Raw genomic sequence first — 17,531 nt, forward strand, 5'->3', positions numbered from 1 at the left:
TTGTCTTTTTCTATATTTTTTTAGAAGGGCTATGGATATAATAGTCATAGTAATACGAAGAAATATTCTAGGAGTGTGAATTATGCTGATATTATCAGCCATTTTGGTTGCTATTGTAGCTGTAGAGCATGTGTACATATTAATTATGGAAATGTTCCTATGGACGACGGATAGAGTACGCAAAACGTTTGGGACGACAGAGGCTTTCGCAGAGGCATCGAAGGGTCTCGCTGCTAATCAAGGCTTGTACAATGGGTTTCTTGCTGCTGGTCTAGTATGGGGATTGCTTCATCCATCTGCCGGAACAGGCTATCAGATCCAGCTGTTCTTCCTTATCTGTGTGCTGATTGCAGCAGTATACGGAAGCTTGACGGCTAAACGTTCCATTCTTGTCACGCAGGGGGCTCCGGCACTGCTTGCACTTATTTTCGTCATCATTGCGAATGCATAAGCATAACGCAACGACAAAGGCCAGGAGTTCAATTGAGCTTCTGGCCTTTGTCGTTGCGATTAGGCATGCTTGCTGTGGCGCATAGCGAGCCAGACCCCGAATAGAATAAATAGGCCTGCTCCCATCTGGTAAACGGTCAGGGCTTCCTTGAGGAGCATCCATGCCAGCAATGAGGCAATGACCGGTTCCCCCAGAACTGCCATAGACACAGCTGTCGGATTCATATATTTAAGCAGCCAGTTGAATAGATAGTGACCGAATAATGTCGGCACGATCGCTAGCAGCAGGAATATTCCCCACTCATTCAAGCTGTAGCCGGTGAAAGCATTTCCTTGAACTAGATTGTAGAGAGCCAGCGCTGTTGCAGCGATAGAAAATACCCAAAAATTGTAAGCAAACGCACTCATATCTTGTCTGAGCTGCGTGCCGATGAGCATGTGTATAGCAACTGCAATGGTCCCTAATAAAGACAGGACATCACCAAGCAGCGCATCGCTGGATAGCTTGAAATCCCCCGAGCCAATGATGACAGAGCCAATGACGGCAATCCCCATCCCGATCAGCATCATGCGATTGGATTTGTTGCGGAACAAGAGGTAGGAGCCGAGCATGACGAGAACGGGCTCTAATGTTAGAATAACGGTCGAACTGGCGACGGTCGTGAGTCTAAGCGAAGCCATCCAGAGTAGAAAATGAAGGCCGAGCATAACACCTGATGCGGCGAGCAGACGCCATTGTCTGGCTGTTAAATAGAATAGCTCCTGTCGGTATTTCCATACTAAAGGAAGCATAATCAGGTTGGTGAGATACAGCCGGTACATAGCGATGACAGCAACGTCAGCGTTAGACCAGCGGACAAAAATAGATGAGAACGAGATAGCGATAATACCTACGATGTATAGCAGCTCATAGGCAGGCAAAGGCTTGTTGATGCGGTTCATAGTTGCAGCTTCTCCAATGCTTGAATGAATAGTGGCCGGTCAGTTCCGCATGTTATCTTACTATAGGACCCGCCCAACAAGCAATTGCGTGCTGTCATCGAGAGTGAATCTATGGCCTAGCGCTGGTATGCTCGAAGCGGAGGGGACAGCACAGAAGCTGCTCGCCAGCAACGAATCGTTCTGTAAGCTATGGTACGGCGACGAGAACTAGGCATGCAATGGGAATGACCGGGCAGCAGCTCTCATACGTGCTGCCCGGTCTTTTTGTTACGCGGCACGACTTTGCTCTATGATCTGGGCTCTGTATCCGGCTCCTGACGAATATATTTCTTGTCCTTGAGGAACAGCCTCCAGAATAGATAAAAGCCTGGAGCAAGCACGGCTATGCCAATCGTATAGGAGATAAGCAGCGAGTGGAATATGGACAGATTCGTGACTGCCTGCTCAATCGTCAAGTACGGGTAGATGAGGTAGGGGAGATGGGCGATTCCATACCCAATACTCGCGAAAAAATATTGACCGATAATAAACGTAATAGCCAGCCTTGGACGGCCAGGTGCTTCCTGCTTGCTCTTGAACCATAGGGCACTGTAGCCAATGCCGAAGGAAATCGCGGATAAGACGAACCAAGGCCATTGCTGACCTAATCGAGAGACGATCCATTCGGCCTCAGGCGCCATCGAGAAAGTGGTAATGACAGCTGTCGCAAGGGTTAACGGACCTAGAAGCTTGGCTGCCTTCCGATATACGCGATAAGCGGGATAATCATCAGCTTCATGCGCATAGTCGGACAGGAACAAGGCGGCAAGGAACAGCTCAGAGGAGATGCCGAATGCCAGATGGGCGTACTCCGTAGGTGAGCGCAGCAGCTGGCCGAACAGCAGCTGGGGCTGCGAGTCTCCCGACACTTCAACAAAGCCGCCTAAGGAAATAGGAAGGACGCTAAGGAGCAGACCTGGGATCAATACACCAGTCAAGCCCGAAATCCAGCGGAGCAAGCGGCTGAAGCGGCTGGTGGAGTAGCTGTACACCATGAAGCTGCTTCGGATCGTCAGCAAGAGCAGCACGAGACTGACGGGAACGATCAGAATAGAACCGAACCAGTAAGCACCCTTGGGAAAGAAGCCTACAACAGCTACCGCGATAAGCACCAGAAATACATTCGTGACCTCCCAAGAGGGAGAGAGGTAACGGTTCGCGATCTGAGCAGCCCTCGTATCGGACTTGCGGTCATAGACGAGTGCCCAGAATCCAGCTCCGAAATCAACAGAGCCAAGAATGGCGTAGGCAAAAATCAGTCCCCATACGATGGAGATGGCTACAGTGGCATGATCCATAAGGTTACCTTCCTTCTAGTGGAGCGAGTTCACGCCCCACAGGTCTTCTGCGGAAATAAAAGCGCATGACGAATATGGTAATAATCATCAGCATCGTGTAGAGACCGATGAACAGTACGAACAGCTTGCCGATGTCCTGCGACCTTGTAGCGGCGTCGGCTGTCAGCTGAATGCCGCTAATAACCCAAGGCTGTCTGCCCGTACAGCTGAATATCCATCCGGTCTCGATACCGATGATAGAGAGCGGACCAGCAGTGACGAGCACGGTTAGCAGCCATTTGGGCAAGGGACGCTTGCGGATGAAGGTGATGAACAGCGATAGGAAGGAGAGTGCCAGCAAGAAGCCTCCGATGACAACCATCAGGTTGAACAAGGTGTGGACATAGAGAGGCGGCCAGAGCTCCTGTGGGAAATCATTAAGCCCTCGGACGACACCATCGAAGCGATTCGTTGCTAAGAAGCTCAGCACCCAAGGAATCTGAATCCCCCCTGTCACGCTCTGCTGCTCTATATTCGTACTGCCGAATATCTCAAGAGGGGCATAAGCCATCGTCTCGAATAAGCCCTCTGCCGCAGCCAGCTTCAGCGGCAAATAATGATGGAGCATCTGTGCGGTTGCGTGGCCATTAAGCGCAGTGATTAACGAGCAGACAAACCCGACGGATAGAGCGAGCTGCAGACTTCTGCGGTGATAGGAACGCTCACGCTCTGTCTGCCCGCGCTTCAGCAGCTTGAATGCGGCAATCGAACCGACACAGAATGCGCCAGTCATGAAGGCTGACGCAACGACGTGAATAGCTGTAACTGCGAAGCTGGGATTCAATACAGCTTGAGCCGGATGAACATCGGTTACAGCACCATTCACCATTCTGAATCCGGTCGGTGTATTCATCCAAGCATGTACATTCGTAATGAGAACCGCAGATGCTGCTGAGCCTATGGATACCATAATGACACTGAATATTCTGAGCTTGCGGGACAAGCGGTCTGCGGCATAGATATAGATAGACATGAACAATGCTTCAAGGAAAAAAGCCCAGATCTCAATCTGGAAGGGCACAGCAATAACTTGCCCTACAATTTCCATGAATCCCGGCCATAGCAAGGATAGCATAACGCCGACAATCGTCCCTGACGGTATAGCGACGCCAAGCAGAATGGCCTGTGCCTTTGTCCATCTTTTAGCCATAACCGAATAGTCGGGGTTCTTCGTAATAGCCCCCATTATTTCTGCGAATACAATCATTAATGGGACGCCGACACCGAGGGTGGCGAAAATAATATGAAAAGCCATAGAGGTTCCGAATAAGGATCGAGCTAACACGACGTTGTCCACAGTTCCAACTCCTTCTAGATTTGAATGTCTATGGGGTAGTATGGCTTCTCAATTGGAATTTATGTGCAATTTGTAGAGAATAGCGATTCTCAAGGAGTCTATTGGACATTGCTATAGCGAGGTGTTTTGGTGGAAAAGAGTGGTTCGAGGTGACTAATCAGAGGTGAAAAGGGGAGTGCAAATACGAGAGAAAAGGGGGAATAAGTGAAAAGATGGGGTAATTATTTTTGGAGTTTAATTGAGAATAATAATCATTATTAGTACTGAAATTATTTGAATGTTATTTATTTATATTATAATAGAAAAGAGTATGACTTATAAATAATAATATTTATATTAAAATATATGTATAATATATCGAAATAATTAATTATTAATAATTAAATAAATCTATTAAATTGCTATAAGATGAGAATTACTATAAATTAAATAGAAATTTATGGTTGACAATATTTAGATATATAGGCTAGAATCAAGCTGTCGAATAGCGAAGGGATTCATATCCGACATCTGAAGGTGCTGCTGGCGGAGTAATCAAGCACACTTTTGTCATAGAAAGGGATATTTTTTTAAGCATCAATTGATAATGATAATCATTAACGTAGTTGATGTTTATCTATTTCTATGACGCACATCTGATCATGAGAGAGGAGGATTTCTTGTTACTGGGTAATCGTTCAATGGTCGTATTCCCTTCAACGCCGAAGGATTAAAAAAGCCATTATTCTTATCAGGTTCTGATCTTGTGAGACTGCAAACCAAATCCAATAACAATTAAGGGAGTGTATATAATATGGTGAAATCGATGATGCAAAAAGGGTTGGCTATGCTGATGTTGATGTTTGTTGTTGTGGCTTTTGTTCAAGTATCTCCGGTATCTGCTGCTTATCCAGGTGACGGGAACTACGAGATTGACTATCAAGTGATCAAAGCAAGCCCAGATGACAGTGTGTCTTCGATGGATGCTTATGTGACGGGTCCTGCAAAGCTTGTCGTTAGCGGCAGCGGAACGGTGAAGACTGTAACGGTTGAATTCTCCAGCACTAGCTACATCGAGTCCTTGAGCGTATATAACGACGCTACTGCTGCATATGAGGTTGCTTCCAGTGCTACGCCTTCCGTTACAGGCAACTATGCATTCAGCTTCGAAGTAGCAGATTTCTCTGAGTATGTAAAAATTCAAGCTCATATCAACATTCCATACCCAGTGCCAGGCTTCCCGAATGGCTACAATGTAACGCGTGAAGCTCGCCTAGCATTCGATGAAGACAGCGTTAACTAATAGTTAGCAGCTAGAATTGCCATTAATCCGTGTAAAGCGATCTGCCTTCTGGTAGATCGCTTTCATTGAGTACATATACTCATGAGAATGAAGTGAAGAAGAGGTTAAGAGGGAGGTAACAGAGGTGAGTAAGAAGTTTAACCGAATACTTGCAAGCCTATTGGCCATTGTATTATTCTTATCAACCGTTCAGCTGACTACGACCGTAAAGGCTGCGACAGCTGTACCAGATGGTGAATACGAGATAGGCTTCCGATATGTGAAAGACGGAGTTGCGACCGACTCTGTGATGCAGGGCTACGTTGTAGCTGGTACAGGGAAGCTGATCGTAAGTGGTGGCAAATTTCAGTTCCAGAATGAATTCAAAGATTACACCGCATTTAAGCATTTCTCTGCTCGTATCGATGGGAATGCAAAGGCTGTTATTAATGGTCAATCGATCATTGGCATGGAGGGCTATGAAGCTGTAGTAACAACCCCTGCAGGTGACGGAACAGACGAGGATCATGTCATTGGCCGTATGAATATTACAGATATAACGAAAATGCAGGATGTCCTCATTCATATCGTTATACCGGATATTGCTTATGACAATTGGTATAACGTGCAGCTGGAGCTGGACACGAGCACACTTCCTACTGCACCAGTTGAAGGCGGCGGGGAAACTGATCCGAGCGTCACTCTAAGCGACTTGAACCAATTGCTCACCGTTGCTGAGGCTACATACGGAGAGGCAACGGAAGGAACGGGTAATGGCTATTATCCAGCAGGCAGCAAGAGCACATTATACAGCTCGATTTCATTCGCCAGCGGAATAGCAGCTAACCCGAGCTCCTCCTCGAATGAAATAACGGCGGCGTATACTTTACTCGATGCAGCGGTTAAAAGGTTCCAGGCATCGCGTATTGTTGTTAACAAGAATGCATTACAATCGTTGATTACTGAGGCAGAAGCACTATACGCAACCATGAAGATATTCGGTGAGACGCTTGAGACCGCGTGGCTTCCGAACTCTACCGGTATTCTGACTGAGGGGGAATATCCACCAAGCGTAAAATCTGATCTATTTTCCATGATCAATTCAAGCAAAAAGGTTCATGATAATAGTCAAGCTACTCAAGCAGAGGTAGACAAAGCAGTCGTTAATCTAACGGCAACTCTAGAAGCAACGAAGTCTAATAAGCTTACGTCCAAGAACATACATGTTATGGCTCTTGATAGTGTTGGTCCAGATGCCAAAGAATCACCTGTAGCCTCATATTTCGACACAAGTGCTATAGAATTCCAATCTGACAAAAAAATATATTCACATATCAGGATTAATAACCATTCAAGTATGATTACTACAGGTGACGATAGAATAAGGTCTACAACGCCTCCAGCCTCTGGAGAGCTGACCAATGCTAGTGGAAGCCTGGGAACAGATCAATTCGTTATTAGTTTTAACCAAAGCAACTACACAACTCAGATAACACTTGCTTCAGCTAACAGGAATTTAACGAGCGGTATCGTACAACTGAAATATAGATTCACTGCTAATCCAACGGTTGTTGAATCCGTATACCTAACCTTCAATGTCGATGAGCTTACAGCGCTGCAGGAAGAGGTAGCTGCAGCACAGCTTAAGCATGACAATGCTGAAGTGGGTACGGCTATTGGTCAGTATGATGCAGATGACAAAGCTGAGTTCCAAGCCGTGATTGGTGCAGCTGCTAGCATTGCTAATAAATTGGCGTCAACTAGACCTCATATTGCGAAGGCTTCCGCAGAGCTGAAAGCCGCTGTTGCGGCATTCGAAGCTGCGGAAGTGAAGCCAATAGAGCTAGCCGATGGCAATTATTATATGGATTTCAATATTCTTAAACACGGAACGGATCAGATCTCTGTTATGCAGAGCTTTGTGGTAAGTCCTGCGCTGTTGAAGGTATCCGGTGATACGAAGACGGTATACTTCACAGTGAAACAGGATAAAGAAATTACCGGTTTGAAATATGGTGGCAGCAATGCAGCTGTTCATAGCCGGGATACAGAAGCGAATACGAGAATCGTTTATTTTAATGTAACGGACTTGTCGGCTATCACAGATGGCTGGGTGAAGATCGACTGGCCAGAGATGAGCTATCATCACGAATACGATGTTCATTTCTCATTCGATCAGAGCTCATTGCAGCCAACTGATGATACATTAGGCGAGCCTGATACGCCAATCGTAACGGAAGCGTTGGCAGCCCTAATTGCTGCAGCGCAGGGTACACATGATGGAGCGGTAGAAGGGACAGCTGTAGGTCAATATAAGGCTGGCTTCAAAGCCATTCTAGCGGCAGCCGTAGAAGCAGCGCAGCAGGTCCAAGCGAGTCCAGCTTCACAGCAGCAGGTAGATGACGCAGCAGATGTGCTTCAGCTAGCTTTAAATACATTCGCAGAGGCGAAGGTGCCAGATCCAAGTGTGCCTGTAATTCCGGGTACAGAAGGAATGGCCGATGGCAGCTACTATATTGATTTCACTATTCTCAAGCACGGAACGGATCAGACCTCCGTTATGCAGAGCTATGTAGTGAGCCCGGGTCTTTTGAAGGTATCAGGGGGAATTAAGAGGATTTATTTCACTTTGACACAGGATAAAGAAATTACGGGCTTGAAATTCAACAACAGCAACGTATCGGTGGAGAGCAAGAATACGGAAACCAATAGGAGAGTTGTATATTTCACTGTACCTGATCTGGCTGCCACAATAAGTGGTTGGGTGCAGATTGATTGGCCAGAAATGGATTATCACCATCAATACGACATTCAGCTGAAGTTTAATGAAGGCAGCCTTCGTTCAGCCGGCGCGAATCCGACCGTACCTGGACAAAGTGATGCAGAGACCGGCGGTGAGGATACTGAAGAGGATGTTGAGGTGCTGGAGCCTGATGTAACAAGCTTTAGCGATATTCAAGGTCATTGGGCGCAAGAAGCGATCGAGAAAGCCTTGTCCGAAGGTATTGCAAAAGGTTACACAGATGGCAAATTCCATCCGAATGGCGTAGTTACTCGTGCCGAATTCGCCGTGTTCCTCAGTCGTGCCCTTAAGCTGAAGGGTGGCGCTGACGGCTCGAGCTTCAATGATAAGCAGGATATTCCAGAGTGGGCTCAGACTCATGTAGCAAGAGTAGGGGAAGCAGGTCTGCTTACAGGCTATAACGATCAGACCTTCCGATCCAATCAGCAAATAACACGTTCAGAATTAGCGGTTATTATTGCACGTGCAGCGAAGCTTGCGACGAGTGAGGATGCTTCTCTATCGTTTGCAGATTCTGATAAGGTGCCTTCATGGGCGATAAAAGAAATCGCTGCTGCAACCCAAGCGGGGCTTCTCCTGGGCAAAGGCGATAATCTATTCGATCCTAATGCCAAGGCGACTCGAGCGGAGGCGCTCACACTGATCTTCCGACTGCTGGAGAATATGTAGTTCGAATACAGTCATAAGAAAGAACCTTCATCACCACAGTGCAGTGGTATGAAGGTTCTTCGTCGTGCTTATAGGGTAGGAATTGCGATATCCAGCTGAATAGGGCAGTGATCGCTGCCCAATCGGCCGCTATCGATGCTTGCATCGATGATGGAAGGGGCAAGTCTAGCAGAAACAAGGAAATAGTCGATCCGCCATCCGATGTTCCGCTCTCTCACCTTCGGCATGAAGGACCACCAGGTAAAAGCGTCTTCCTGCTCGGGGTATACATGTCTGAACGTATCGACGAATCCTGCATCCAGCAATTCGGTCATTTTACCGCGTTCCTCCAGCGTGAAGCCAGAGTTTCCGTGGTTGGATTTTGCATTTTTCAGATCAATCTCCTGATGGGCCACATTCAAATCTCCACATACTATAACAGGCTTCACGGCATCAAGCTGAAGAAGATAGCTGCGGAACCGATCCTCCCACTCCAATCTGTAATCGAGCCTTGACAGATCACGCTTGGCATTAGGTGTATAGACCGTGACGAAGTAGAAATCCTCGAACTCGAGAGTAATAATCCTTCCCTCATCCTCATGATCCTCCTCCATTCCATATCTAACGGAGAGTGGCTTAATTCTAGTGAACACGGCCGTGCCGGAATACCCCTTTTTCAGTGCATAGTTCCAGTATTGTGAGTACTCCTCGCCGTAATCAAGAGAGATTTGTCCTTCCTGCAGCTTCGTCTCTTGTACACAGAACAGATCAGCATCTGTCTCTGCAAAATAGTCGTTGAATCCTTTGGTTACACACGCTCTTAGGCCATTCACGTTCCACGATACCAGCTTCATTATGATCAATCTCCCAGCTCTCTAGCATTTGTACTATTAGTGTAACATACATACTAGAGTGTGGCTCACATAGGAGACAATTGATAGAATTTGCTATAAGGGGGCTCGGGAATGCGCTGATGAGCTTCATCACAGAACAAGAAATCGAACCGGCTGTTTGTCCTTAAACGGGCAGAGCAGCCTTTTTTGCAGGGTGGAAAATATTGTTATTATAAGGATTTGTTTATTTTACAAGGTTTATAGTTTACATTACGTGTAATATCTATATACTAGTACTGGTATGGCAACAACTAGGGAACCCTTACCTAAGGGACTACGACAAGGAGGGCTTTTATATGCAGACAACAATCAAAATCGGTATAGTAGGTTACGGTAATCTAGGCAGAGGCGTGCAAAAAGCAATTGCTCAGAATCCGGATATGGAGCTTGTAGCTATTTTCACTCGCAGAGAGCCTTCGACGATGGAAGCTGGAGCAGACGGTGTTAAGTTCGAGCATATGTCAGCAGCAGAGCAATATAAAGGCAAGATCGACGTTATGATTCTATGTGGTGGTTCGGCTACTGATCTTCCAGAGCAGACTCCAGTAATCGCTTCTATGTTCAATACAGTGGACAGCTTCGATACGCATGCCAAGATTCCGGCATTCTACGAAACGGTCAATGCTGCAGCCAAGCAAGCAGGTACGCTGAGTGTTATTTCGACGGGCTGGGATCCAGGCCTGTTCTCGCTTAACCGTCTGTTAGCTGAGGCTATTATGCCGCAAGGAACAGATTATACGTTCTGGGGCAAAGGGGTCAGCCAAGGCCATTCGGATGCTATCCGTCGTGTGCCGGGTGTCAAAGCTGGCGTGCAGTATACGGTGCCTGTTCAAGAGGTTATCGACCGTATTCGTGCAGGAGAAACTCCTGAGCTGGCTACGCGTGAGAAGCATCTCAGACAGTGCTTCGTAGTAGCAGAAGATGGTGCGGATCAAGAGGAAATTAAGAGTACAATCGTGAATATGCCGAACTATTTTGCCGATTATGATACGACTGTGACGTTCCTAACTGAGGAGCAGCTGCAAGCAGAGCATCAAGGCATGCCGCATGGTGGTTTCGTTATTCGCAGCGGTGTTACTGGCGAAGGAACGAAGCAAATTATGGAGTTCGGATTAAAGCTGGAGAGCAATCCAGAATTCACAGCGAGCGTACTCGTAGCTTGTGCTAGAGCTGGGTTCCGCTTGAGTGAAGAAGGTATCAGTGGCGCGAAAACCATCTTCGACCTGCCGATTGGCTATCTGTCACCGAAATCAGCAGAACAGCTTCGTCTGGAACTGCTGTAGAATAAAAAAATAAAAAAGAAGCTCTGTCATCATACCCATGATAGCAGGGCTTTTTGTCGTACATAGAATTATTTAATCAGCCCTAAAAATATTTTTAATTGGCACAAACGCCCAAAACTATTTAGTATTTTTGTTTATAAAGTACAAAGAAACAGACAATAAATACAAAAAGGGCTACCCTTTGAAGGAGTGCGAGGAGAAAATGTTAACGATCTCGACTGGTCGATCGACAACAGAAGCGGAGCAATATGTTCAAGCCGTGTATGAAACCATAGTGAAGCGCAACCCTTATGAAACAGAATTCCATCAAGCAGTTAGGGAAATTATTGATTCCCTTATTCCTGTTTTTGAGAAATATCCTGAATACATGAAACACAGCATCTTGGAGAGACTGGTTGAGCCGGAGAGAGTCATTTCCTTCCGCGTTCCTTGGGTAGACGATAATGGCAAGGTTCAGGTGAACCGCGGTTTCCGCGTGCAATTCAACAGTGCGCTGGGGCCTTACAAAGGCGGAATTCGATTCCATCCGTCTGTTAATGCCAGTATTATTAAGTTCCTTGGCTTTGAACAAATCTTCAAGAACAGCTTGACTGGTCAACCGATTGGCGGAGGCAAAGGCGGCTCGGACTTCGATCCCAAAGGGAAATCGGACAATGAGATTATGCGCTTCACTCAGAGCTTCATGACCGAGCTGTACAAATACATTGGCCCAGACACAGACGTTCCGGCAGGAGATATCGGCGTTGGTGCTCGGGAAATTGGTTATATGTTCGGACAATACAAACGCATTCGCGGCGGCAATGAAGCAGGCGTACTGACAGGCAAAGGCATCGGTTATGGTGGCAGCTTGGCACGTAAAGAAGCAACAGGCTACGGCTGTGTTTATTTCGTGAATGAAATGCTGGAATCAAAAGGCCTCTCGTTCAAGGATCGTACTGTAGTCGTATCAGGCTCCGGCAACGTATCGATCTATGCGATTGAGAAAGCTCAGCAGCTTGGCGCGAAGGTCGTTGCATGCAGCGACTCTAACGGCTATATCTACGATCCTAATGGCTTGCATTTGGATACGATTAAAAGCCTGAAGGAGCTTGATCGCAAACGGATTAGCGAATACGCTGAACTGCATGCTCAAGCTGTCTATACGGAAGGCTGCGAGGGCATCTGGTCTATTCCTTGTGATATCGCGTTGCCTTGCGCAACACAGAATGAAATCAATGAGGAATCCGCTGCCTTGCTGGTAGCCAATGGCGTACAAGCAGTAGGCGAGGGTGCGAACATGCCTACGACGCTCGAAGCTATTGATGTATTCCTTCGCGGTGATGTACTCTTCGGACCTGCTAAGGCGGCTAATGCCGGCGGGGTGGCTGTATCAGCACTCGAAATGGCTCAGAACAGCATGAGACTCAGCTGGACGTTCGAAGAGGTTGATGCGAAGCTTCACGACATTATGCGTAACATCTATCAGAGCTGCGTACTTGCTGCTGATGAGTACGGCTATACAGGTAATCTGGTTGTAGGCGCTAATATCGCGGGCTTCATCAAGGTTGCGGATGCTTCAATCGCTCAAGGTGTAGTATAAGCATAAGCGAGTAAGCGACAACAGGATTATGCAAGAAACCTCCAAGCCCATCCAGCATTATTGCGATGGGAGTTGGAGGTTTCTTTTTATATGGGAATAAAGGTGTGCTCTACTTAACGGTTTCCGCAGGCTGTTTCTGACCCCGCACAAGCTCTGCTTCAAAATACTGCTGCAGCTCCGCTGCCTTCCGTGGGTCCTCCAGAGATAGCTTGTCCGCCAAATGAGCGACCAAGAGTTCCCACTTCGGTGCAACCTTCTGGGCATTCATAGCCCGAATGCTGTTCTTCACCATTCGCCGTTCTTTGGCATTGGAGTATAAATCCTTGTAGTGCTGTGTATATTCGAAATCCAGCTGACTGAAGATTTTGCGGAAAATCTCAGCTGTCATTCGTGCATCATCCAGCGCTCGGTGAGCAGAACCCTCGGCTTCAATATGGAGATCGATCAGAGCCGCTTCGACACTGACGTCATTGGTTACATTTTTATAACGGAGGAAACCTTTCAACAAATCGTAATAATCGGTCGCCATCCAATAAGCATCGTCAAGCTTATGCATTCTCGTATCGAATACGATACGCTTCAGATCCTCTCCGCCCCATGTGACAAGAAGCACAGATTCGCTCTTATGCAGCCAGCTTAAGAAGTCTGAGATTACTTTTTTGAATCCGTATGCACGGTCGATATCCTCCTGAGGAATACCGGTCTTCGCTTTAATGAAGCTGTTCAGCTTGGAGAAATATACAGGCTTGATAAGCGCTGAGAATTCATCCTTGAATCGCAGGGAAGCATCTAATCGGACAGCTCCGATCTCAATAACCTCCATGGGTAAATCGCTTGCAAACTTACGGCCGTTAAATTCTATATCCAATATAATGTAGTCCAAACAAATAGCCCCCGATCTAGATCTCGTGCTTACCATTCTACCAGATTCAGATCAGGTTTGCCCAGCGTATGCGAACGGGGAGCTGCTGGGGAGAATGGGAGGGCCTAGGCGTATGCTGATGTTGATTGGCTAGACGAAGGGGATGTAGATCGATTGTTCATCTGACGGGGGAACTATTTCATAGTAGCGAACATATTTGCCTGTGCGATGAGGGCGCAGCATTCCTGCATTTGTTAGTGCTTGAAGTCGTTTGCGTGCAGTTCGGAAGCTGACCTTGCTGTGATCGACTACGTCTTTCAGTCGGATGGGCCGGTTCAAGCTCCAAGCTAGAGTAAGGGCCTCTCTGTCGGCTGGTGACAGGGATTCCTTAGCAGATGCAGGTGATAGTATGAAATAGGGGCTTAGCACAAGCTTCAGCAGCATGCGGCATATCTCGGGACGCTTCTGTATATCATCAACGGAGAAATGAATCATTGTCCAGCCCATGCCAGTCAGATAGGTCTCTCTATTCAAGGAGTAGCTGTGACGTTCTCGATCCATGTCCTTCACATGGCTTTGGAAGCCGTCGCATTCGATACCGAATTTACCGAATGGAGGGAGGAAGGCGAAGTCAAGAAATTGGGATTTGCGGTTCCAATCATAGTTTTCATATTCCGGATGCAAATAGTCAACATTTCCGAACAGTGGCCACCACACATTTTGAAGGAACAGCTTCTCGGCATATTGATGCCCTCTAACTAATCGCCCCTTTCTTTCGCCCGTTCGAACATTCTGATGATGCTGGAAGAACGCCTCTTGTGCCGTATCAAAGCTCATTGCCACCTGTGAATCTCCTCCTTATATGAAAAAAAGAACGTCCCTAAGCCAATGAGTGGCTAAAGGACGTTCTTCGTCTGCACAGAGTATAGCATGGCCGAAGTTTGGCAGACAAGACCTATTTGAGAATAGGTGGAATGCTAGTCACTACTGAAGTGGAATACTGCACAAGGAGCAATATGAGCGGTGGGGGCCTCGGATGGGCGATAATGCTGCATGAAAGTCAGCAATATGGGCGGTGGAGCTTCGGATGGGCGATAATGTTGCAGGAAAGTCAGCAATATGGGCGGTGTAGGCCTCGGATGGGCCATAATGTTGCACGAAAGTCAGCATTATAGGCGGTGTAGGCTTCGGATGGGCGATAATGTTGCACGAAAGTCAGCATTATGAGCGGTGGGGGCCTCGGATGGGCGATAATATTGCACGAAAGTCAGTATTATGGGTGCTAAGGCCTCGGATGGGACGCGGCAGCGAGATTTCCCTTCAATAGAGGAGCTAGTCCGACAGACAGCAGCATGCCGATATATAGTTGTAGGTTGATCCGATTCGCTGCCAAGTGTGCGCGAGCATGAGAATGACAAAAGCCCCGGACTGCTCCGAGGCTTCTTCTATTAATATATGGGTGAATCCGTATAGGTGAAAATACAAAGACCTTATTCAACATCCTAACAGAAGGGAAAGAAACAGTCTATATTTTTATTGGCATTTTGTATATATTTGGTTAGCCGGCCGGCAGAATAGAGTGGAATGGAGTGTCAATCTAATGGAAACTATTGCACGATTCATTCAGTCGGATCTGCAGCAGCAGATGGAGCAGGCTTTTGGGTCGAGCTATCATGTTGCTAGTGTGGACAGCGTTCGAGGTGGAGCCCAGAAGGTCGTTTATCATATTCATTGTACGAACGGCTTCTCCTGTATGCTATATATTTGGGATATCAACCTCAACTATTTTGCGCCAGAAAAAAGACTGGAGCGCTTCGATGAGCAGAAGGAGGGGAGTAATGCCGACGCCCAGCATTTTATAGAAAATCATGCATTCTTGAAGCAGCTGGGCATTCGGATTCCTGAATTGTATGCTGCGGGCGGTGCGGCTGCTTCAAGCTATCCATTCCATTATGCGCTGGTAGAATACGTGGCTGGGTCTTCTAATGTTGAACGATATTTCAACTCGGATGAGCGTGTGCGAGCTAAGGTGCTGGAGCAGCTTCATGAGATGCTTATGACCATGCACAGCACGGAGCGTACTGAGTTCGGGAAGCTTGGAGCAGGATATGGTGAACAGCTGGACTATCACATCCCCATTCTGACCAATGCGAAGGAGCAGCTGCGTTACGTTACTGCACATATCGAAGCTGTCGCGGAGAGACAAGTGGCTGTACAGGATAGACTGGAGCAGCTCCTGTCACGCATAGAGCCAAGAAGAAGCTACGGATATATTCACGGGGAGCTGGGGCCGGATCATGTGCTTGTGAACGATCGCCTTGAGCCGTATCTCATTGATATTGAAGGAGCGGAGTTCGGTGATATTGAGCATGAGCATAGCTTCCTGCAGTTCCGATTCGGAGAGCATTACCGCTATTTGCAACAGGATAATCTCGATCAGGATCGAATGTTACTATATAAGCTAAGTCATCATATATCATGCGCTTCTGGCGGACTGAAGCTATTGCATAGAGGCTATCCGAATCAACAGCTCGCACAGGATATCGCTGATTATAATGCTCGTCGCATCTTGCATATGGCAGCCACGTGATGAGCACGGATGAAGAGCATGCTTGCTTATGTAAATAGAAGGAGGTGTGCGCCAATGGGCAAGCGTGCGTTATTAACGAGGCAGGAGATCGAGATGCTGCTTGCGGAGCTGCCCGGTTGGAAGCTGGAAGAAGGCAAATGGCTGGTGAAATCCTATTTGTTATCCTCGTTCCCGGAAGCAATCTCCTTCGTTAACCGGGTGGCAGACAAGGCTGAGGAGATGGATCATCATCCGCTCATTGCAATCGACCATCGCAGAGTTACACTGAAGCTTACGACCTGGCACTCTGGCGGATTGACCTTGCTCGATGTGGAGTCAGCGCAAGCCTATGATGAACAAATAGATTGAAGAAAGAAATCATAGTTATCACATCGGATATGGCGGATAATAATCATATTGTGATTAGCTCATATAGGAGTGATAATAATGACTCAGCTTCAGACTCATAATCAGCCAGAAGTGCCTTCGGTGCCTATGCCTCTAGTACGGTTCAACAACTGGGTAACACTTGCTCTCTTGGCGATTAGTTGGCTTACTCAGCAGGCTTGGGTGGCAGCTATACCGCTCGTATATTGCGGGCTCGGTGCAGCAATAGGCTGGAATCCAGTCATAGCTGGTGCCAAGCGTTTTTTCAAAAGGCCGCCGTCCTCTTATGTGTCTGAGGAGAAAGCGCAGCTTCGGTTCAACCAGACGCTATGTACCATTATGTTAGGTGTTGCAATAGTGAGTGCAATAGCAGGGTGGAAGGCAGGATTCTACATCTTTACGATTATGCCTGCCCTTGCTAATATTGGCGCACTTGCCGGCTTTTGTGTGGGCTGCTTCATTCGGTTCCGCTGGCAGCAATATCGGTATGCGAGAAGCAAGGTCTAATCCCCTATTAATGAAGGAGTGATAGAGTTGTCACAATCACAGCAATGGATTCAGCACTCGGTTATTTTCACACTGAAGCATGAGAAAGGCTCTGTAGAAGAGCAGCGTTTCCTGGAGGATGGCCAGTCGATTCTAAGCGCTATTCCTTCTGTAGCCAACTTTCGGTTGCTGCGGCAAGTAAGCCCTAAGAATGACTATAGCTTCGGTTTCTCGATGGAATTCGCCGACCAAGCAGGCTATGATGCTTATAATGAGCACCCTGACCACGTGAAGTTCGTGCAAGAGCGTTGGGAGACAGAGGTAGCAGCGTTTCTCGAAATCGATTATACCGCCATCTAGCATAAGAAGAAGAGTCGATCGTCTAATGATGGTCGGCTCTTCTTATATATCCCTATCATATGAAGGCTAGCCTTCTGAAAAAAAGAAGGAGACTGCATGATCCATCATTACGTATTTGGTTACACTCGTGTCTGTGACAATCGTCAAATACGTCTGGCTATACGCCAATAGTGTTCCTTTCTCCTCGCCTGCTGAGGTTGTAATCGTAATAACATTGCCTTTGTTGCGCTTAAGGAGCGCATAGAGTGGGGTGCCCGGTAGGATAAGCTTCATATTGGATTCAACGGCCATGAATGAAATGCCCTTCTTTCCTATGGATTAACGAAATGAGATCT

At 47.2% G+C, this 17,531-nt stretch carries 16 protein-coding genes; 9 read left to right on the forward strand and 7 right to left on the reverse strand.

The genetic code is table 11. The features are described from left to right. Positions 1–82 precede the first annotated feature (82 nt). A complete protein-coding gene (locus tag AC6ESP_RS15430) occupies positions 83–451 on the forward strand; it encodes a DUF1304 domain-containing protein (protein WP_497097613.1) in 369 nt (122 codons plus the stop codon). A gap of 59 nt (positions 452–510) precedes the next feature. Here AC6ESP_RS15430 and AC6ESP_RS15435 read toward each other — a convergent pair whose 3' ends face one another. The 3 genes from AC6ESP_RS15435 to AC6ESP_RS15445 form a co-directional block, all read right to left on the reverse strand. Further along, complete coding sequence (locus tag AC6ESP_RS15435) at positions 511–1,392, reverse strand: DMT family transporter (RefSeq protein ID WP_497097614.1); 882 nt, start codon at positions 1,390–1,392, stop codon at positions 511–513. A gap of 287 nt (positions 1,393–1,679) precedes the next feature. Continuing rightward, the gene (locus tag AC6ESP_RS15440) at positions 1,680–2,729 is read right to left on the reverse strand and encodes a cytochrome d ubiquinol oxidase subunit II (RefSeq protein ID WP_497097615.1); all 1,050 of its coding nucleotides are present in this window, start codon (positions 2,727–2,729) and stop codon (positions 1,680–1,682) included. 4 nt (positions 2,730–2,733) lie between these two features. Beyond that, positions 2,734–4,065: a cytochrome ubiquinol oxidase subunit I gene (locus AC6ESP_RS15445; RefSeq protein ID WP_497097616.1), complete on the reverse strand. Its 1,332-nt coding sequence runs from the start codon at positions 4,063–4,065 to the stop codon at positions 2,734–2,736. 793 nt (positions 4,066–4,858) lie between these two features. Here AC6ESP_RS15445 and AC6ESP_RS15450 point away from each other — a divergent pair. After that, entirely contained in the window at positions 4,859–5,347 is a 489-nt protein-coding gene (locus tag AC6ESP_RS15450) for an NEAT domain-containing protein (RefSeq protein ID WP_497097617.1), read from the forward strand. A 124-nt stretch (positions 5,348–5,471) separates the two neighbouring features. Next, complete coding sequence (locus AC6ESP_RS15455) at positions 5,472–8,798, forward strand: NEAT domain-containing protein (protein WP_497097618.1); 3,327 nt, start codon at positions 5,472–5,474, stop codon at positions 8,796–8,798. 68 nt (positions 8,799–8,866) lie between these two features. Here AC6ESP_RS15455 and AC6ESP_RS15460 read toward each other — a convergent pair whose 3' ends face one another. After that, positions 8,867–9,631: an exodeoxyribonuclease III gene (locus AC6ESP_RS15460; RefSeq protein WP_497097619.1), complete on the reverse strand. Its 765-nt coding sequence runs from the start codon at positions 9,629–9,631 to the stop codon at positions 8,867–8,869. Between the two features lie 335 nt (positions 9,632–9,966). On the opposite strand from AC6ESP_RS15460, the gene AC6ESP_RS15465 reads away from it, so the two are divergent. Together AC6ESP_RS15465 and gdhA are read left to right on the forward strand one after the other, a co-directional pair. Then, positions 9,967–10,953 (forward strand): diaminopimelate dehydrogenase, encoded by a 987-nt coding sequence (locus AC6ESP_RS15465; RefSeq protein WP_497097620.1) that lies wholly within the window; start codon positions 9,967–9,969, stop codon positions 10,951–10,953. Positions 10,954–11,155: 202 nt separating this feature from the next. Next, positions 11,156–12,532, forward strand: coding sequence for an NADP-specific glutamate dehydrogenase (gene gdhA / locus AC6ESP_RS15470; protein ID WP_497097621.1), 1,377 nt, complete (start codon positions 11,156–11,158; stop codon positions 12,530–12,532). Positions 12,533–12,641: 109 nt separating this feature from the next. Here the strand turns inward: gdhA and AC6ESP_RS15475 are convergent, their stop codons facing one another. Both AC6ESP_RS15475 and AC6ESP_RS15480 read right to left on the reverse strand, forming a co-directional pair. Then, positions 12,642–13,415 (reverse strand): 3'-5' exonuclease, encoded by a 774-nt coding sequence (locus AC6ESP_RS15475; protein WP_497097622.1) that lies wholly within the window; start codon positions 13,413–13,415, stop codon positions 12,642–12,644. A gap of 129 nt (positions 13,416–13,544) precedes the next feature. After that, entirely contained in the window at positions 13,545–14,231 is a 687-nt protein-coding gene (locus AC6ESP_RS15480; protein ID WP_497097688.1) for a PDDEXK family nuclease, read from the reverse strand. A gap of 763 nt (positions 14,232–14,994) precedes the next feature. Between AC6ESP_RS15480 and AC6ESP_RS15485 the strand changes: the two genes are divergently transcribed. From AC6ESP_RS15485 to AC6ESP_RS15500, 4 genes are all read left to right on the forward strand, one after another. Beyond that, positions 14,995–15,984, forward strand: coding sequence for a phosphotransferase (locus AC6ESP_RS15485; RefSeq protein WP_497097623.1), 990 nt, complete (start codon positions 14,995–14,997; stop codon positions 15,982–15,984). 54 nt (positions 15,985–16,038) lie between these two features. After that, positions 16,039–16,332 carry a 4a-hydroxytetrahydrobiopterin dehydratase gene (locus AC6ESP_RS15490; RefSeq protein WP_497097624.1) on the forward strand — a complete coding sequence of 98 codons (294 nt, stop codon included), beginning with the start codon at positions 16,039–16,041 and terminating at the stop codon, positions 16,330–16,332. 78 nt (positions 16,333–16,410) lie between these two features. Then, complete coding sequence (locus AC6ESP_RS15495) at positions 16,411–16,857, forward strand: DUF4395 domain-containing protein (protein ID WP_497097625.1); 447 nt, start codon at positions 16,411–16,413, stop codon at positions 16,855–16,857. Between the two features lie 27 nt (positions 16,858–16,884). Then, a complete protein-coding gene (locus AC6ESP_RS15500; protein WP_497097626.1) occupies positions 16,885–17,196 on the forward strand; it encodes a Dabb family protein in 312 nt (103 codons plus the stop codon). Positions 17,197–17,262: 66 nt separating this feature from the next. Here the strand turns inward: AC6ESP_RS15500 and AC6ESP_RS15505 are convergent, their stop codons facing one another. Continuing rightward, positions 17,263–17,487 (reverse strand): hypothetical protein, encoded by a 225-nt coding sequence (locus tag AC6ESP_RS15505; protein ID WP_497097627.1) that lies wholly within the window; start codon positions 17,485–17,487, stop codon positions 17,263–17,265. Between the last annotated feature and the right edge of the window lie 44 nt (positions 17,488–17,531).

It is taken from the genome of Paenibacillus xinjiangensis (assembly GCF_059686975.1).